Here is an 18,437-nt window from a genome sequence, read left to right on the forward strand (position 1 = left end):
GGCACGCCGGCGCGGGCTCTCGGCCCGCTCTGCCAAAACTACCCGGTGGGGTAGTGCCTGGCCCGCCGGGGCCTCCTAGCATCCCTTTCATAACGACTCGTCAGAGCGCCATGCAAAAAGGCGTCGTGGATGGAGGAGAACCCGGCCAGCGTAGCGCGTACCCGCTCAGGGATGCGGCGCACAGCCACCTCCGATGTCCTTCCGGCGGGTTCTCGGGATACCCGTAAGCAGCCGAACGGCTGCGTACGCGTCGATGACGTCACAGGAGGCAGTCATGGCAGCAAGCGCCGAAGAAGTTCAGAACCTCACCAACGCCGAGAGCAGCGGGTCGCGGATTCATCAGTGGCCGGCATCCCCCAAATCCGCACTGGGCATCTCCGGCGCCGAGCCGCCGATGACCGACATCGAGGTGGAGTTCCAGCAAACGCTGCGGCGCTTCGCGCTGGAGGTCATGCGCCCGATCGGTCGCAAGCTGGACCGCATGACGCCCGCGGAGATCATCGCTGATGACTCTCCCTTCTGGGAGTTCCGCAAGAAATACCTCGAGCTGGGCATCGATCTCGCACAGCTCTTCGAGATGCCGCCGGAAGTGCGCTCACGCATGTTCTGCCTGATCTTCGAGGAGCTGGGCTACGGCGACGGGGGCCTGGCAATCTCGGTAGGCGCCGGCGTGCTGCCGCAGTATCTGTCGGCGCTGTTCGGCAACCAGTTCCTGATGGAGCGCTTCCCGCAGGAAATGCTCGGCTGCTGGGCTATCACCGAGCCGGACCACGGCAGCGACACCCTCGACCCGACCGGTGCGGCCCGCCACGCCGACGGCAAGGTCAGTCGCTCCAACTGCATCGTCAGCTTCAAGGGCGACAAGATGGTCATCAACGGCCAGAAGTCGGCCTGGGTCTCGAACGGAACGGTGGCCGAAGTATGCATCCTCTACGCCGCCGCCGATACCGGTAAGGGCGCCGACTACGAGCACGGCTGCGTCGTCGTGCTACCGCTGGACCTGCCCGGCATCTCGCGCGGCAAGCCGCTCGACAAGATCGGACAGCGCGGCGATCCCCAGGGCGAGATCTTCTTCAACGACGTCGAAGTGCCCATGGAGTATCTGCTCGCCGGACCGGAGGATTTCCAGCGCGCGGTCTATTGCATCCACGCCGAAGCCAATGTGCTGATGGGCGCGACCTGGACCGGCGCCGCCCGCGCTGCCGCGGACATGGCCTTCGAGTATGCCCACGAGCGCAAGCAGGGCGGCGTGCCGATCATCCGCCACCAGCGTGTCGCACAACGCATCTTCGAGATGTACCGCAAGGTCGAGGCCGGCTGTGCGCTGACCCGCCGCGCGGCGCACTACAACCAGTCTGCCGACGTGCCGGCGCTGCAGGCGGCGATGATGGCCAAGGTCAGCTGTACGCAATGGGCGCACGAGGTCACCAGCGAGGCGATCCAGATCTTCGGTGGCAACGGTCTCACGGCCGAGTACCCGGTTGAAAAGATGTTCCGCGACGCGCGCTCCTCGATGATCGAGGACGGCTGCAACGAGCTGCTTTCCATCAAGGGCGGTTACCTGATCAGCGACGCCCAGAAGGGCGCCTAGAAGCCAGCGAGCAAACGGGCGCAGACCCGACACGGGGGCGGTATGAAACAGCAGGCCATTGTCGCCGGCGCGGGTATGACCCGCTTCGGCAATCATCGCGACACCGGGCTCAAAGCGCTGGCGGGGGAGGCCATCCAGGCCGCCCTCGCCGACGCCGGCATCGACGCGCGGCAGCTGCAGGCTGCCTACATGGGCAATGTCGCGGCCTCGGTCATCACCGGCCAGGTCTGCGTGCCGGGCCAGATGGCGCTGCGCGAGCTGGGTGTGGGCCGCATCCCGGTGGTCAATGTCGAGAACGCCTGCGCCACGGCCTCCACTGCCTTCGAGCAGGCCTGCTCGATGATCACGCTGGGTCGCTACGACATCGTGCTCGCCTGCGGCTACGAGAAGCTTTACCACGAGGACAAGCAGCGCACCTTCTCGGCCTTCACCGGTGCGGTGGACATCGAGAACATGGACGCGGTGCTGGCCGATATCACCGAGCGCGTGCAGGCCGCCGGCATCGAGGCCGATCTGGAAGGCGCCGGCAAGACGCGCTCGCTGTTCATGGATATCTACGTGGCCTGGGCCGTCGAGCACATGAAGCGCTACGGCACCACCCGCGAGCAGTTCGCGGCGGTGTCGGCGAAGAATTCCTTTCACGGCAGCCTGAATGCGCGGGCGCAGTACCGCGAGGAGCTGACTGTGGAGGACGTGCTGGGCGCGCGCGAGATCGCCTGGCCGCTGACCCTGCCGATGTGCTCGCCGGTCGGCGACGGCGCGGCGGCCGTGGTGCTGGTCAGCGAGCGCAAGGCGCGTGAGCTGGGCCTGGGCGACAAGGCGGTGCGCGTGGCCTCCAGCGTGCTCGCCAGCGGCTGGGACTACACCGCCGAGGACGACGTCGAGCTGCCCGAGGTGGTCGCCCGCCAGGCCTACGAAGAAGCCGGTGTCGGCCCCGAGGATCTGAGTTGTGTCGAGCTGCACGACGCCTCGGCGCCCTCCGAACTCATCTACTACGAACATCTGGGGCTCTGCGAGAAAGGCGATGGTGGCGCACTCATCGAATCCGGCGCCACACGCCTGGGCGGCCGCGTCCCGGTGAATACCTCCGGCGGCCTGCTGCGCAAGGGGCACCCCATCGGCGCCACCGGCATTGCCCAGATCGTCGAGCTCACCGAGCAGCTGCGCGGCACGGCGGGTGACCGCCAGGTCGAAGGCGCGCGCGTCGCACTCGCCGAAAACGGTGGTGGCTACATCGGCCGTGACGCGGCTGCCCTGGTCGTCAGCATCCTGACCCGATAGAGACGAGGCCAAAATGGAAGAACGCAACGAGCTGATTCTCGGCCACATCATCGAAGACTGGGCCGAACGCGACCCCGACCGTCAGATCCTGACCTTCGTCGAGATCGGCGCCGACGGTGGCTTCATCGAGACCACGCGCAGCTACCAGCAGCTGCTGGACAACGGCCGGCGACTGGGTCAGGCGCTGCAGGAAGCCGGCATGGGCTCGGGCAAGCGTTTCGGCATCATGCTGCAGAACCACGCCGAGTTCGTCGACGCCATGGTGGCGAGTTCGGTGGCAGACACGGTCTTCGTCCCCATCGACCCGCGCACGCAGGGCGACAAGCTGCGCTATATGCTCGACTTCGCCGAGTGCGAAGGGTTGGTCACTGCCGACTACGCCCTCGATCAGGTGCTGGCGATACTGCCCAAGCTACCGCACCTGCGCTGGGTCTGGGTGCTGGGCAGCGGCGAGCTGCCCGCCGAGCTGCCAAATGCCCAGCGCGTCGACGATCTGCTGAATAGGCCGGTGCCGGATCTGCCCATGGCCGCGCAGGATCCGAATGCGCCCATGCAGATGCTCTACACCTCAGGTACCACCGGGGACCCGAAAGCCATCCTCGCGCCCTATGCGCGCTGTGGTGGCATTGCCTCGCTGGGCTCGGTCATTGGCCTGCGCGAGGACGACCGCCCCTATACGGGACTGTCGCTGACGCATGCCAACGCCCAGCTCATCACGCTGGGCAATGCGCTGAAGATGGGTACGCCGTGCGTCATCTCGCGCAAGTTCACGAAGTCGCGGCTGTGGGACATAACACGTCATTACGGTTGCACGATGTTCAACCTGCTCGGCGGCATGACCACCGCCATCTACAGCGAGCCACGCAAGCCCGACGACGCTGATAACCCGGTGCGCTACGTGCTGGCTGCCGGGATGCCGGCGCAGATCTGGGAGTCCTTCGCCGAGCGCTTTGACGTCGACATCTTCGAGTTCTATGCCACGGCCGAGGGCGGCATGTGCATGAACCCGCCCGGCACCGGCCCGGTGGGCAGCATCGGCCGGCCACCGCCCACGATGACGGCGCGGGTGGTCGACGAGGACGACAAGGACTGCCCGCCCGGCGTGCCCGGCGAGCTGATCTTCCGCAACGCCGACGGCAGCGTCGCGCCGGTGGCCTACTACAAGAATGCCGAGGCTTCCGAGAAGAAGACGGCCGGCGGCTGGTTCCGCTCCGGCGACATCGGCAGCGTCGACGAAGACGGCTGGTTCTTCTTCCACTTCCGCAAGGGAAGCGCGATCCGCCACAACGGCGACTTCATCAATCCGGCCTTCGTCGAGAAGACGATGGCGGAGCACGACAGCGTCGACGACGTCTTCGTCTACGGCGTGCCGGCCGCCAACGGCGTGCCGGGGGAGAAGGATGTCGTAGCGGCCATCGTGCCCCGCGACGATGCAGCCTTCGATTCCGCGGAGCTATTCAAGCACTGCCGCGCGAGCCTGGAGCGCAACTTCGTGCCCAGCTACATCCAGGTCATGGATGAGATTCCCAAGACCGCCTCCGAAAAACCGCAGGAGCGCTTCTGTCTCGAAGCTTTCGAGAAGCATCAGGAGCGCGTCCACACCGACACCGAAACTCTCAGAAAGCAAGCGTGAGGAGAAAACAATGAGCAAACCACAGGTCGTTATCTACGGGGCAAGTGGCTACACCGGCAAGCTGATCGCCTGGCATCTGGCCGAGCGCGACATCCCTTTCATCGCCGCTGGCCGCGACGCCAAGCGGCTGGAAGAGGAAATGGCCAAGGTGCCCGAGCTGAAGGGCCATCATTACGAGTGCGTGGCCTGCCCGCTGGAAGAAAAGGCCATGACCGAGCTCTTCAGCGGCACGACCGTGGTCTACAACATCGTCGGCCCCTTCATGCAGCTTTCCGAGCCGGTCGTGAAGGCCTGCCTGGCTGCCGGCGTCCACTACCTGGACACCACCGGTGAGCAGGACTGGATCATGATGCTGGAGGATAAGTACGGCGACGCCTTCAAGGCCAAGGATCTGCTGCTCTGCCCAGCCAATGCCTATATGTGGACGGCCGGCGAGATCGCCGCCGAGATTGCTCTGGAGACGCCGGGCGTCGACACCCTCGACATCCTCTACCTGGCGGACTCCAACACCAGCGTCGCCTCGACAGCCTCCTTCCTGCGCATGTGCTGCCGCGACCAGTACTACCTGAAGAACAATGCGTTAGAGGTCTGGCCGCACACCAAGGATTACACCGTCAGCGTCCCCGGCATGAATCAGACCTATCAGGCGGTGCCGTGGAGCGGCGCCGCCGAGCCGGTCTGGTACCGCACCGATGATCGCGTGCGCAACTGCGAGGTGCTGGTGGCCTTCAAGAACCGCGACATCATGAACTGGGTCGTCGGCCGCATCACCGAGTGGTATGAAAAGCACCGCGACATGCCGCGCGAGGAATTCGAGAAGATCAGCAATGATTGGGGCCGCGGTCTGGTCAGCGAGGAGCCCGCGCGCGAGGTGCGCGAGGAGAACCGCAGCATCCTCACTTGCCACGCACGCGGCAACACCGCTTCGCGCACGGTGGTGCTGCGCGGCAACTCGCCCTACATCCAGGCCGGCGTCTGGGCCGCCGAGTCGCTGCGCCGCATCCTGATCGGGAAGCTGCGCGCCACCGGCTTCGCCTCGCCCTGCAAGGCCTTCGGTCATCGCGAGCTGCTCGCTGCCACCGTCGAGTGTGGTTACCTGACCTGGACCGACACCGCGAACTGAAGCGGACCAGGCGCGGGCCCGAAACGGCCCGCGCCAACCAAAAGATAGGCGGCAGCTATGGGACGACTGCAAGGCAGGAACGCGCTGGTCACCGGCGGCGCGCGGGGACTCGGCGAGGCGCAGTGCCAAGCGCTGGTACGCGAAGGCGCACGCGTCGTCATCGCAGATATCGATGTCGCGGCAGGCGACGCGCTCGCCGCGCGCATCAACGGCGAGGGCGGTCACGCGCTAGCGCTGGAGCTGGATGTCACCAATGAGTCGCAGTGGGAGCGCGTCATGCAGCTCGCCACCGAGGAACTGGGCGCGCTGGATATCCTCGTCAACAACGCAGGCATAGCCGCTCTCGGTAGCGCTGAGGACACCACGCTGGAGGATTGGCGGCGCGTCATGGCCGTCAATCTCGACGGTGTCTTCCTCGGCACGCGTGCTGGCATCCGCGCCATGAAGCAGCGCGGCGGGGCGATCATCAATATCTCCTCGATCAAGGGCATCATCGCCGACACCTTCACTGCCGCCTATGACGCCTCCAAGGCCGGCGTGCGCAACTTCACCAAGTCCGCTGCGCTGCACTGCGCGCACAGCGGCTACGGCATCCGCGTCAACAGCGTGCACCCCAGCTACATCATGACTGACATGGTCAAGGATGCCGCCAGCACGATGCCCGACCCCGACGGCTTCATGGCCGAGCTGCTCGCCAAGCATCCCATGGGGCGCCTCTGCGAGCCCGAGGATGTGGCCAATGCGGTCGTGTACCTGGCTTCCGATGAGTCCGGCTACGTCAATGGCAGCGAGATCGTCGTCGACGGGGGCTATACCGCCCAGTAGTCGTTACTTCTGCGCGGCGTCGCTCCCGGCTCGAGCAGTGCGCGGATGCATCGATGCCTTCGTGCTTGGCGGAGGCCTGGCGCAGGCGCGTCTTAGGACTTGGTGTGCAACCGCACCATCATGCGCGAATAGCCGCGTACGAAGTTCGACTGCACGTATTCGGGTTCGCCCAGCACTTCGATGCGGTCGAAACGCGTCAACAGCTCTTCCCAGAGGATGCGCAGCTGCATCTCGGCCAGGCGATTGCCCATGCAGCGGTGGATGCCGAATCCGAAGGACAGGTGATTGCGCGCCCCCTTGCGGTCGATGATGAAGGCGTCCGGATCCTCGATCATCCGCTCGTCGCGGTTGCCGGAGGCGTACCACATCACCACCTTGTCGCCCTTGCGGATGGTCTGACCCTGCAGTTCCACATCCTGCTTGGCAACCCGCCGCATGTAGGCCAACGGCGTCTGCCAGCGGATGATCTCCGAAACCATGTTGGGAATGAGTTCGGGATGGACCTTGAGCTTGTCGAACTCTTCGGGAAACTGGTTGAGCGCGAGCACACCGCCGGTCATGGAGTTGCGGGTGGTGTCGTTGCCGCCGACGATCAACAGCGCCAGATTGCCGAGGAACTCCATCGGCCGATGGATCAAGTCCTTGGTGTCGTCGTTGTTGAGCATGAGGCTGATCACGTCGAAGCCCGGCGCCTCCCCTGCTTGCTGCCGGGCTTGCTTGGCGTGCCACAGGCCCGAGAATGCCTTCGCCACCTCGGCGACTGCGGGGAACAGCTTGTCGCGGTCTGCCAGGCCCCCGGTTGTTTCCGGGCTGGCTGCGGCGATATCCGACCACTGCACTAGCTTGTGGCGCTCTTCGTAGGGGAAATCCAGCAAGGTCGCCAGCATGCGCGCGGTCAGCTCGATGGACACCGTGCGCACCCAATCGAAGGGCTGATTCAGCGGAAGGCCGTCCAGCACTTCCTGGGTGCGCTGGCGAATCAGGTTTTCCATCTCCTTGAGATTCTGTGGCGCCACCACCCCCTGCACCGCGTTGCGCTGCTGGGTATGCCGGGGCGGATCCATAGCGATAAAGGTTTCCACCGCCAGACCCGGCGGCCGATCCCCGAGCGTGATGATGGGCTCGGCGGAAAACAGGTCGTGGCTCTTGTCGACAAAGCGGATGTCTTCGTAGCGCGTGATGGACCAGAACGGGCCGAAGGGGCTGTTCTTCTGATAATGCACGGGCTGCTCGTCGCGCAGTCGCTGGTAGTACGAGCGCCACAAACCCTGCCGCCAGAGAAAGGGGTTGCTGAGGTCGATGTCCTCGATCTTCAGTCTGGATGCCTCGGGCAGGGGGGCTTCTGCAAAGGCGGGTGCCGGCGGCGCCAGGCCCGCTTTCTCAAACATCTGCTGGCCCAGCTGCGCGGCCTTGATCTGCCAATGCATGGGCACTACGGAAGCGCTCAGGTTCATCACGGTGGTTGCGATACGCATATTCGGTACTCCCGTCACATCTGGAACTCGGGAAGACGAAGCACCAGGCCATCGAGCGCATCCGTCACCTTGATCTGGCACGCCAAGCGGGAAGTGCTGGCCCCTTCGGGCGTCATTTCCAGCATCTGTCGCTCCTCGCTGCTCATCCCGCCGGTCCGGTCGAACCACGCCGCATCCACAATCACGTGACAGGTCCCGCAGGCACACTCGCCGCCGCAGTCGGCATCGATACCCGGAACCATGTTCTCGGCTGCATGCTGCATCACGGATTTTCCTGCCTCCAGCTCGATATCGTGCTGAGTGCCGTCGTGCTCAATGAAGATGAGTTTCGCCACGTCATGTTCCTCCTCTGTCTGATGATCTCGGGGCACCGCTCACGGCGGTGCCTCCGGTGCATGCCGGAGAGATTGCTCGCAGCGGGCGCAGGGCAACAGGTCGGGAATTGACAGTGGGGAGTCATTTCAAGACACTCTCAAGAGATTCTCGGCGGTTGCTCACCCTGATCACGCCTACGCCCCCCGACGGCAGCATCACCTGCGCCAGCATCCCGACCACCTACACCCGCGTGATCGCGCAGGAGCTGGGCATGCACGCCCGGGAACTGCCAAGGCTGCTGCTTGCCACCACATTGACCGTGGAGACGCTGCTGGACGAGCACACGCGGTTGAGCGGCGAGGAACAGATCCAGATTCTGGAGAACGCCCTGCAGCTCTCGCCCGACCCAGGCCTTGGGCTGCGGGTGGGCCGCCGGCTAACTCCCGCAGCGCATGGTCCCATGGGCTATCTGGCCAGCAGCAGCCCCAATCTGCTGGCCGCCCTACAAGCGTTTCAGACCTTCGTGCCGACTCGCTTGAGCTTTGCCCGACTGGAATTGCATCCGGTCGACACAGACATGGTGGTCGAATGCCACTTCGACCAGGAGATGCGCCCGGAAGTCAGTCGATTCTTGGCAGAAACCTGTGCGGCCGCTTTTTTCGCCTGCGCCGAATTCATCATCGGGCGGCCCGTCGACGAAGCTGAAACGCACTTCACCCATCCCGACCCCGGCCCGGATATGGACTACCGGCACTACCTGCCGGGCCGGGTGCTGTGCGCCAGTGAACAGATGGTCCTGCGCATTCCCATGACGGTCTGCGAGATTCCCAATGTCCTGGCCAATCACGAGAGCTATGCGCTGGCGCAGACTCAGTGCGAAAGGCTGCTGGCCGAGCTTCGCGCGCATCCGCACAGCCTTCGCCGGAAGATCGAGACCATGATGCTGTCGTACCCGAGCGGTTCCCTGACCGAAGAAGCAGCCGCCGCAGCCTTGTTCATCAGTAAGCGTACGCTGGCGCGAAGGCTCAAGTCCGAGGGCACAGGCTTTCGCGAGATCCGCGACGACATCCTCGCGCGCCAGGCAAAGAATCACTTACTGGACAACCGGCTGTCAGTGGATGCCACAGCGGCACTATTGAACTACCACGACAGCGCCAATTTTCGACGCGCCTTCAAGCGCTGGTTCGGTGTCTCACCGGATCAGTATCGACTCGGCCATCTGCGTTGACGACCGGCCGCCGTGCTGCCCCCACTGCAAGACGGCAGCCGCATGGGCTCGCAATGCGCCAGCCCGATTCTTTCGCAGGGCCCGCACTTCGAGAGGTCCGCGTGATGAGCGGATCAACTCGGTGTCGCCGCTTGCCGCGTCGGCGTGTCGGCGCGCCGTATCGTCGGCTGCCGGGGCCGGTCCGCAACAGATTGCCCTGCAGAACGCAGCGTGACGCGAAGCCATCGGCATCCGGTCAGCTTGGCGGTATCAACCAGCAACGATGGCAGGTATCTGGTCCACGGCGCCGGCCCACCCTTATTGGCGGGCCGGTGATCGGGGCTTAGTCGCCGTAGCTCAGGCAGATCTTGCCGAAGTGTTTCTGCGATTCCTGATAGCGGAAGGCGTCGGCGATCTGCTCCAGCGGGAAGCTGCGGTCGATGATCGGCTTGATGCCAGTGGCTTCCAGCGCCGCCACCATGTCGAGCTGCTGCTCGCGGCTGCCCACCGTGATGCCCTTGAGGCGGATCTGCTTGACCATCATCGATGCGGTCGGGATGTCACCGCTCATGCCGGTGAGCACGCCGATCAGCGCGACATGGCCGGCGTCACGGCAGGCCGCGAAGGACTGCGCCAGGTTGCCGGGGCCGCCGACGTCGACGACGTGGTCGACGCCGCCGGCGGGGCACAGCGCGGCCGCTGCCTTGCCCCATTCCGGTGTGTCGCGGTAGTTGATCAGGTGATCAGCGCCCAGCGCCCGCAGTCGCTCCAGTTTCTCGTTGGAGGAGGAGGTCGCGATGACCTTGGCACCAGCGGCCTTGGCCAGCTGCAGCGCGAAGATCGATACGCCGCCGGTGCCCTGCACCAGCACGGTTTCGCCTGGCTGCAACCTACCCTCGACGAAGAGCGCGCGCCAGGCGGTGACCGCAGCGCAGGGCAGCGTGGCGGCTTCTTCGAAGCTGTAGCCCTCGGGGATCCGCGTGAAAGCGGTCTCCGCGTTGCAGACCTGCTCGGCCGCGTAGCCTTGTGCGGTGTCTCCCGGAATGTTCGCCCAGCACTTGGCGTGGACAGGGCGACCGGAGTGCCACAGCGGGAAGAAGGTACTCATCACCCGGTCGCCCGGCGCGAAGAGGGTGACGCCGTCGCCGACGGCCTCGACTTCGCCGGCAACATCCGACATCGGGATGCGACCGTCCTCGGTGGGCGCGGCCCCGGCGGCCACGAGGTAGTCATGGAAATTCAGGGAGCTGGCGCGGGCACGGACGCGGATCTCGCCCGGACCCGGCTGCGGAGTCTCGGCTTCGGTCAGCTCCAGCTTGTCGAGACCGCCGGGTTTGCGCAGGCGAATGGCTTTCATGGACACCTCTTGGAAATTGGAAAGGAAGCGGGCGACGGTCTGGCCACCCTGCCGGCTAGCCCGCCGTGCCGCCGTTGTCGATGGGAAGGGCCACACCGTTGACGAAGCTGGCGCCGTCGGAGGCCAGGAAGACGGCCGCGGCCGTGACTTCCTCGGGCCGCCCGAGCCGACCCTGCCGCGCATCCAGCATATCGCCGGCCGGTACGCCGTATTCCTTCTCGTAGGTGTCCTTGAAGCGGCTGCCCATGTCCGTGGCAATAACCATCGGGCAGAGTGCGTTGACACGCACGCCGGCTTCGCGGAACTCCTGCGACAGCGCCTTGCTCATCTGGATCACCGCACCCTTGGAGGCGCAGTAGAGCGACAGCAACGGCCAGCCGATGAGCCCGGCCGCCGAGGCGAGATTGATGATGTTGCCGTGCGTTTCTGCCAGATGCGGGAAGGCGTGCTTGCAGCCGAAGAAAACGCCCTTGACGTTGATCGCCATCAGGCGATCCCACTCGGCCTCGCTGATATCGGTGACCGGTTTGATGGTCTCTATGCCGGCGTTGTTGATCAGGCAGTCGAGCCCGCCCATGGCGGCGACCGCATCGGCGACGAGCCGGGCGACATCGGCTTCAACGGTGACATCAGCGCGCAGCGCGTGCGCCTGACCCCCGGCTGCCTTGATCTCGGCGGCGACCGCCTGCGCGCCGCTCTCGTCGATGTCGCTAACGGTAATAACAGCGCCCTCGGTGGCGAAGCGCAGCGCGAAGTCTCGGCCTAGGCCGGCGGCGGCGCCCGTGATGAGCACCCGCTTGTTCGTCAGTTGCATAGAGACTCCTGGTCGCGATTCAGAGTGCGGGGGAAACCTGCGGAAGGGCTGTGCTGCGCAGGAAGCCCAGGTAGAGCAGTGAGTAGGCCAGATCGACGCAGGTCAGCAGCATGAAGACCAGCGGTGCGCCACCCATGGCCCAGAAGCCCACCGTGACCGCCCAGACGCCGAGCTTTCCGACAAAGCCCATGAAGGCGATGCCGCGATTTGCATCGGGGTCGCGGCTGACCATGTAGTAACCGACACCGAAGATCGTCACCAGCCACCAGAACAGCGCATACCAGAGGGCATCGGTCGGCGATCCTTCGAATCCCATTACGGTCATCGTTTGTGCCGGAAGGAAGACGAAGGCTGCCGTGACGAGGATGTTGAAGACGGCGCCGGTGAGGAAGATCAGTTGCCAGTGCTGTCGGCTCATGGCGTGCTCCCCTGCGTTGTGGCCGATGGCAGTATCGGTTTGGGGGGGGATGCCGCACTGTGTTGCCGCTGCGGGGCGGTAGAGCGTGCTTGCCGTCATGACTCCTCCTGGACTTTTGGGCGCGCGGGGCGCGTCGCGCCGCTTCTGTGGCGGCGCTGTATCGATTGGAGGCTAGGTGGCGGCCATTGCGCCGGGAACTACACGAACGGGTAGTTTCCGCAGCGGCCCAGCTGCGGCGCAATGCAGCTACTATGCGTGGCACTACATGGCGCAACCCGCGGGGAGCTTGGAGACGCTCCCTGGCGAGAGCGGGGCGCCGCAGAACAGGGCCCAAAAGCCCGGGACCGCAATCATGACGCTACCCAGTCGAACTACCCCCGCGGAGTCGCCCATCGCCGTCACCATGGCCTGGGCGCAGGCGGGCGAGGTCGACGTCGACGCCGGAGTCCGGCGCGAGGCGATCCTGGACCGGATCTTCGGGGATCCCGCGCCGCGCCTTGTGCTCATGCAGGGGCCCGCCGGTCACGGCAAGACCACGCTCATGCAGCAGGTACGCGCCACCGTCGAGGCCGATGGCGGGGTGACGGGCTGGCTGTCGCTCGATGAGGGAGACAACGATCTCGGCCGGCTTTTCCGGCACCTGCAGAAGCTGCTGGAGGAACTGGAGACGCAGTCCGCCGGTCGTCAGCCGGCGCGCAGTGCGGCACCCAGGGCCACCAGCCGCGCGCCGCGCTCGGACTGGATGGTGGAGCGGCTGGCGCGCATCGACGGTGAAGTGGCGCTGTTCCTGGACGAGTTCCAGTTGTTGCACAGCCGTTCGATTCTCTCCTTCTTCCGTGACCTACTGGAGCGGCTGCCGGAGAACACGCGCCTCTTCATCGGCTCGCGCACGGTGCCCGAGCTGGGGCTGGCGCGCCTGGTGGTCAGTGACCAGGCCCTGATCCTGCGCGCGCAGGATCTGCGTTTTTCGCCGGCGGAAGCGCGTGCCTTCTTCGCCGCGGCGCGGGACTTATCGCTGAGCCGCGACGAGCTGGATGCGATCTACGGGCGCAGCGAGGGCTGGCCGGCCGCCATGCAGCTCTATCGGCTGTCGTTGGCGAGCCACAGCGTGCGCCAGTCGCTGAAGGATATCGGCAGCTTCCGGCCGCGCGAACTGACCGATTATCTCGCCGACAATGTGCTCGGCCTGCAGTCGCCGGATGTGCAGAATTTCCTGCGCCGTACGGCTCAGCTGCGTCGTCTCTGCGGCCCGCTCTGCGATGCCGTTCTGGAGCGTGACGACTCCCAGCAGATGCTGCAGTCGCTGGAGCGTGGCGGACTGTTTCTGCGCAGCCTCGATTCCGACAACATCTGGTTCAAGTACCACACCCTCTTCTCTTCCTTCCTCGCCGAGCAACAGCGCGAGATGGACCCTGACGTGGTGCGTTGCATTCACCGCCGCGCGGCGCGCTGGTATGCGGAGAATGGCTACCACGAAGAGGCCATGCATCACGCCATTGCCGCACGCGAATACGCGCTGGCTGCGGAGGTGCTCGATACCTGGGCGACCCGTCTCATCATGGACGGCAACCTGATGACGGTGGAGCGCTGGTACGACCGGCTCTCGCTCGACGATATCGCCGCCCACCCGGATCTTCTCGTCAAGGTGGCCTATGCGCTGGCCTTCCTGCGCAGGCGTCAGAAGCTCGGGCCGGTGCAGCGGCTGCTGGAACGCTTCGCCGCCGGCGACGATGCCGAGCTGGCCGCGAAGATGAGCGTGGTGCGCTCGATGCTCCTCATTATCCAGGACGATATCCTGGGCGCGCGCAACGTCATCGCCACGGTCGATCTCTTCACCAGCAGCGACGACCCTTTCCGCGGCTTCGAACTGGGTGCCGGTGCCAATCTCGAGGGTTATCTGGGGATTGCCGCCGGCGACAGCGAGCACGCCCATCAGCATCTCTCGCTGGCGCGCGCGCACAGCGAGAACGCCGGAGCCCCCTTCAGCTGGGGGTATTCGGTAAGCACGGCAGGGGTGAATCTGCTCATGCAGGGCATGCTGCAGGAGGGCCTCGAGAAGTTCCGCCAGTGCATGGCCGAGCCGCGCATTACCCTCGACGAGTCGGTGGCCTCGGCGGTGCTGGTCGCCTGCTACGTCCACGCGCTCTATGAAAGTGACGCCCTCGACGAAGCCCAGCACTACTTCGAGCAGTTCCGCGAGGTGATCCATAACGCCGCGCTGCTCGATTACATGGCGCTGGCCTATATCGCGCAGGCGCGCATTCTGGATGCGCGCGGCCGCTCGGCGCAGGCGCAGGAATGCCTTGATGAGGTCGAGTCGGTGGGCTACGCCAGCAACTGGCCGCGGCTGCTGCGCGTCATCAACTGGGAGCGCGTGCGTCGCGCCATCGTGCGCGGCGAAGTCGACCGCGCGCATTCCATCGCCAGTCGCATCAACGCTGAGCCGCCGGCGCGCCCGGAGGGCTGGCTGCCTTTCTGCGAGGACAGCGAAGGCGACGCCATCGGCTGTATCCGGCTGGATATTGCCGGCGGTCGCCCGGATAGCGCGCTGACGCGGATTGCCGAGGAACTGCCACCGGCGGTGGCGCAGGGTCGCGTGCGGCGCCAGATCAAGCTGCACACCCTGGAGGCCATGGCCCACCGCGCGCGTGGCGACGGCGACGACGCGCTGGGTGCGATGCGCCGTGCCCTGGCGCTGGCCGCGCCAGGAGGCTTCGTACGTAGCTTCAGCGAGGAGGGTGCCGAGGCGCTGGAGCTCGTCCGCGAGGTGCAGGTTGCCGCTGCCGGCGAGCCCGCTCCCGAGGAGGCTTTCTGCAGCTTCGCGCAGCGGGTCATCGCGCTGGGCGGCGGCGAAGCCCATCCGGTTCGGCCGCCGCTGGAGGGCGCTCACTATCAGCCGCTGGAGCCCCTGACCGAGCGCGAGAAGCAGATTCTGGCGCTGGTGGCCGGCGGTGCGTCGAATCGCAAGACCGCGGACGCGATCTTCGTGTCCGAAAACACCGTCAAGTTCCACCTCAAGAACGTCTACTCCAAGCTGGGTGTGAGCAGCCGCGCGCAGGCGATCAATGCTGCGCATCAGATGGGGCTTATCTGACGGTCTGGCCGAGGAAGGTGTTTACGTAAAGCCTTCCTTGAAAGACGAGTCCCTGCATGGGGCAGCGTTGGTACCGTCTCGCTCGCGGTTCCGCGCCTCGTAGCAATGACGCTACCGAATGATGCCGAGCGGAGGGCGCGGGTTACTTTGGTTTCGGCCAAAGTAACCAAAGCCATGGTGTCCGCCGGGTGGCCTGCCGCGGCTGCGCCGCGTCAGGTTCCCGAGTCGGGCGACGTGCTCGGAGCACGCGCGAACAGGCCATCCATGGCCTGGTCGCGCTCGCTCGGCATCCATGCCTCGCGACTCCTGCGCGCGCCGCCCGCCTCGGCCACCCTCAAAGGGCACACTTCGTACTGGCTCGTCGCTTCGCGACATCGCGGTAAGAAAGCTTAGAGCCCGAAGCCTTTTGCGTGAATCCGCGAATGTCGCCTCAGTCCTCGGAAGCCGGCCCGCGCCACAGCACCTCGTAGAGGTCGTGGCGGCGGTCCTTCCAGTTCTGCACGGTGCCTGCCTGGCGCGCCTGATAGAGGGCATCCAGATCCAGATCGGCGAAGGCGATCTGCTCGACGTTGGGGGTGGTGTCGGCGGCGACGCCATCGCGCGCGAAGGGGAAGTCGCAGGGCGTGACGATGGCGCTCTGCGCGTAATGGATGTCCATATTGTGGAAGCGCGGCAGATTGCCGACGTTGCCGGCGATGGCGACGTAGACCTGGTTCTCGACGGCCCGGGCGTGCGCCGAATAGCGCACGCGCAGATAGCCGTTGCGCTCCTCGGTGGAGAAGGGCACGAAGAGCATCATGGCGCCCTGATTGACCAGATGCCGGCCCAGCTCGGGGAACTCGCTGTCGTAGCAGGTGAGCACGCCGATGGTGCCGCTGTCGGTCTCGATGGCGCGCACGACGTCGCCGCCCTCGATCTGCCACCAGTAGCGTTCGCCGGGGGTGGGGTGGATCTTGGGCTGCTCGTGCACGGAGCCGTCGCGCAGAAAGACGTGCGCGACGTTCTGCAGGCTGCCGCTAGCGGTTATCTGCGGGTGGCTTCCGGCGATGATGTTGATGTTGTAGCGGATCGCCAGTTCCTGGAAGAGCTCCTCGAGCTGCTCGTTGTAGTCGGCCAGCCGCCGGATGGAGTCCTGCGGCGACATCTCCCGGTCCTCGATGGAAAGCAGCTGGAAGGCGAAGTATTCGGGGAAGAGCACGAAGTCGGACTTGACGTCGGCGACGGCGTCGACGAAGTGGGTCACGATCTTGGCGAACTCGGCAAAGCTGTCGATGCCGCGCTGCAGATACTGCACGACGGCCAGTCGCACGACGTTGGCCGGCCGGTCCGGCGCCGAGGCGGTCTTGTTGCCGGAGCTTTCCACCGCACGGTTGCGCCACACCATGTGGGTGGCGTGGCCCACTGATTCGCGATCGGAAGGTAGGTAGTTGCGCAGCACGCCGATGCACTCGAAGCCTTGCTGCAGCTGGAAGCTCATCACCGGGTCGCGGATGCGGCGCTCGCGCACGGCCTCGCAGTAGGCCTCGACATTCTCGTATTGCTTGCGTCGCCGCCCGTAGCTGGGGAGGCGCCCGCCGAAGACGATGCCCTTGAGCATCTCGTCGACGCAGAGCTTGCGGCGCGCCGAGTACAACCGGTGCCCGATGCGCAGGCCGCGGTAATCGGGGTCGACGCAGACCTCGTAGGCGTAGAGCCAGTCGCCGTCGGGATCGTCGGTGCTGCCATAACCGGCGCCGGTGATCTGCCGCCAGTTGTGCTTGGCCAGCGCGCGTTCCTCCGAGGCCCGCAGCGAGGCCGAGTACCCGACGACGGTGTCCTCGTAGATCGCCACCATGTGCCCCTTCGGATAGTGATTCAGCTGTCCGCGTAGCTGGTCGGGGGTGTAGGGGCCCATGTCCTTGTAGACCTTCGCCACCAGCGCGTTGATGGCGGGGATGTCTTCGGGAGTGGCCTGGCGGATGTAGAGCTTCTGGCCGCGCTTGGGCATGGTGGAACTCGAAGTTGGAGGAGAAAGCGCCGGTCGGTGCCGGCGCGCGCATACCTTAAGGGATTCTGCGCCGCTGCTGGCCGCTGCGCGCTGTCATCAAAGCGTCACCAAATTGTCATGCTCTGACAACGGTGGCCGTCGAGACTGCGCGCGTCTTCCGGAAGACTGGAGTCAGGCCATGCGCATTGCCTATGGTGTCATGGGTTACGGTCGCGGCCACGCCATGCGCACGATGAGCGTGTTGCCGGCGCTGATGGCCGAGCACGAGGTCACCGTCTTTGCCGGCGGCGACGCCCATGAGGTGCTCGCGCCGCTGTATCCGACGGTGAAGATCCCCACCATCGGCTACCGCTACAACGATCGCGGTGGTCATTCCCTGCTGCGCACCGTTGGCGGCAATGCCGGCCCCATGGCCGACTTGCTGCTGGGCGGATCCGGCATGGCGGCGGTGGAGGAGGCCATGCGCAGCCGCGGCATCGATCTGGTGATCTCGGATTCCGAGGCCTGGACGCATCGCGCCGCCGCGCGCCTTCGCATTCCGCGCATCAGCTTCGACCACGTCGGCATCATCGCCTGGTGCCGGCCGCACTTTCCGCCGGATCTGTGGCTCACCGGTCAGCGCGATGCCATCGGCTACCGCAGCCTCATGGGCGAGCCCGAGCGGGTGCTGATCTCAAGCTTCTATCCGGCCGAGCCCTATCGCGACGACGCACGCATCGTCGGTCCCATGCTGCGCGAGGTCGTCAAGGCGCAGAGGCCGACCAGCGGCGATTATCTGCTGGTCTACTTCAACAAGGGCGCGCACCAGTACCGGGCGCACGTCGACCGCACGCTGCGCCTGCTGGACATGCCGGTGAAGGTCTATGGCACGCCCTGGCAGGGCGTCAGCGAGAACCTTGAGTTCTGCGCGCCCAGCAACGACGGCTTCGTGCGTGACATGGCGGGCTGCCGCGCGGTGCTGTCCACCGCCGGCAACCAGCTCATCGGAGAGGCCTTGCATTTGGGCAAGCCCATTCTGGCGGTGCCCGAGGATGCCTTCGAGCAGCGCCTGAATGCGCACATGATCGAGCGCATGGGCGTGGGTATGCGCGTCAATGCGGCGGATCTGACGCCTTCGCACGTGGATCGTTTCCTCGCGCGCGAGGACGGCTTTGCGGCGCGTTGCGCCGACTACGCCGGCGACGGCCGCGACGAGGCAGTGGTCACGCTGCAGCGCTTCATTGCCGAGCTGCGGCAGGGCGATGCGGCACGCAAGCCGGTAGCGCGCCGCTCCGTGCAACTCGCAGCGGGCTGAGCGCGTCGCCGCGTGGCGGCAGC

The 18,437-nt window shown here is 65.7% G+C and carries 14 protein-coding genes; 8 read left to right on the forward strand and 6 right to left on the reverse strand.

The genetic code is table 11. The features are described 5' to 3' along the window. Positions 1–274 precede the first annotated feature (274 nt). From U743_RS16390 to U743_RS16410, 5 genes are read left to right on the forward strand one after another with little or no spacing between them, the layout of a single operon-like run. Positions 275–1,591 carry an acyl-CoA dehydrogenase family protein gene (locus tag U743_RS16390; protein ID WP_084191616.1) on the forward strand — a complete coding sequence of 439 codons (1,317 nt, stop codon included), beginning with the start codon at positions 275–277 and terminating at the stop codon, positions 1,589–1,591. Positions 1,592–1,633: 42 nt separating this feature from the next. Next, positions 1,634–2,872 (forward strand): thiolase family protein, encoded by a 1,239-nt coding sequence (locus U743_RS16395; protein WP_043769882.1) that lies wholly within the window; start codon positions 1,634–1,636, stop codon positions 2,870–2,872. Positions 2,873–2,885: 13 nt separating this feature from the next. Then, positions 2,886–4,505, forward strand: a complete 1,620-nt coding sequence (locus U743_RS16400) for an AMP-binding protein (protein WP_043769884.1) — start codon at positions 2,886–2,888, stop codon at positions 4,503–4,505. A gap of 10 nt (positions 4,506–4,515) precedes the next feature. Next, the gene (locus U743_RS16405) at positions 4,516–5,628 is read left to right on the forward strand and encodes a saccharopine dehydrogenase family protein (protein ID WP_043769886.1); all 1,113 of its coding nucleotides are present in this window, start codon (positions 4,516–4,518) and stop codon (positions 5,626–5,628) included. Between the two features lie 57 nt (positions 5,629–5,685). Continuing rightward, the gene (locus U743_RS16410; RefSeq protein ID WP_043769889.1) at positions 5,686–6,453 is read left to right on the forward strand and encodes a glucose 1-dehydrogenase; all 768 of its coding nucleotides are present in this window, start codon (positions 5,686–5,688) and stop codon (positions 6,451–6,453) included. A 92-nt stretch (positions 6,454–6,545) separates the two neighbouring features. On the opposite strand, the gene U743_RS16415 is transcribed toward U743_RS16410, so the two are convergent. Further along, positions 6,546–7,928, reverse strand: coding sequence for a cytochrome P450 (locus tag U743_RS16415; RefSeq protein WP_043769893.1), 1,383 nt, complete (start codon positions 7,926–7,928; stop codon positions 6,546–6,548). Positions 7,929–7,942: 14 nt separating this feature from the next. Then, positions 7,943–8,263, reverse strand: coding sequence for a 2Fe-2S iron-sulfur cluster-binding protein (locus U743_RS16420; protein ID WP_043769895.1), 321 nt, complete (start codon positions 8,261–8,263; stop codon positions 7,943–7,945). A 155-nt stretch (positions 8,264–8,418) separates the two neighbouring features. Here U743_RS16420 and U743_RS16425 point away from each other — a divergent pair, with 155 nt between their 5' ends. Continuing rightward, positions 8,419–9,471 (forward strand): AraC family transcriptional regulator, encoded by a 1,053-nt coding sequence (locus tag U743_RS16425; protein WP_052368306.1) that lies wholly within the window; start codon positions 8,419–8,421, stop codon positions 9,469–9,471. Between the two features lie 322 nt (positions 9,472–9,793). Here the strand turns inward: U743_RS16425 and U743_RS16430 are convergent, their stop codons facing one another. From U743_RS16430 to U743_RS16440, 3 genes are read right to left on the reverse strand one after another with little or no spacing between them, the layout of a single operon-like run. Further along, positions 9,794–10,807, reverse strand: coding sequence for a zinc-dependent alcohol dehydrogenase family protein (locus U743_RS16430; protein ID WP_043769898.1), 1,014 nt, complete (start codon positions 10,805–10,807; stop codon positions 9,794–9,796). A gap of 55 nt (positions 10,808–10,862) precedes the next feature. Beyond that, entirely contained in the window at positions 10,863–11,621 is a 759-nt protein-coding gene (locus tag U743_RS16435; protein WP_043769901.1) for an SDR family NAD(P)-dependent oxidoreductase, read from the reverse strand. A 19-nt stretch (positions 11,622–11,640) separates the two neighbouring features. Continuing rightward, a complete protein-coding gene (locus U743_RS16440; protein WP_156966483.1) occupies positions 11,641–12,138 on the reverse strand; it encodes a hypothetical protein in 498 nt (165 codons plus the stop codon). A gap of 253 nt (positions 12,139–12,391) precedes the next feature. On the opposite strand from U743_RS16440, the gene U743_RS18385 reads away from it, so the two are divergent. Next, entirely contained in the window at positions 12,392–15,133 is a 2,742-nt protein-coding gene (locus U743_RS18385; RefSeq protein WP_198022084.1) for a LuxR C-terminal-related transcriptional regulator, read from the forward strand. A 430-nt stretch (positions 15,134–15,563) separates the two neighbouring features. Here U743_RS18385 and U743_RS16450 read toward each other — a convergent pair whose 3' ends face one another. After that, positions 15,564–17,120, reverse strand: a complete 1,557-nt coding sequence (locus U743_RS16450) for a bifunctional GNAT family N-acetyltransferase/carbon-nitrogen hydrolase family protein (protein ID WP_043769904.1) — start codon at positions 17,118–17,120, stop codon at positions 15,564–15,566. A gap of 178 nt (positions 17,121–17,298) precedes the next feature. Between U743_RS16450 and U743_RS16455 the strand changes: the two genes are divergently transcribed. Next, positions 17,299–18,414: a glycosyltransferase family protein gene (locus U743_RS16455; RefSeq protein WP_043769908.1), complete on the forward strand. Its 1,116-nt coding sequence runs from the start codon at positions 17,299–17,301 to the stop codon at positions 18,412–18,414. The last annotated feature ends 23 nt before the right edge of the window (positions 18,415–18,437 follow it).

The organism is Algiphilus aromaticivorans DG1253, from assembly GCF_000733765.1.
Lineage (GTDB): Bacteria > Pseudomonadota > Gammaproteobacteria > Nevskiales > Nevskiaceae > Algiphilus > Algiphilus aromaticivorans.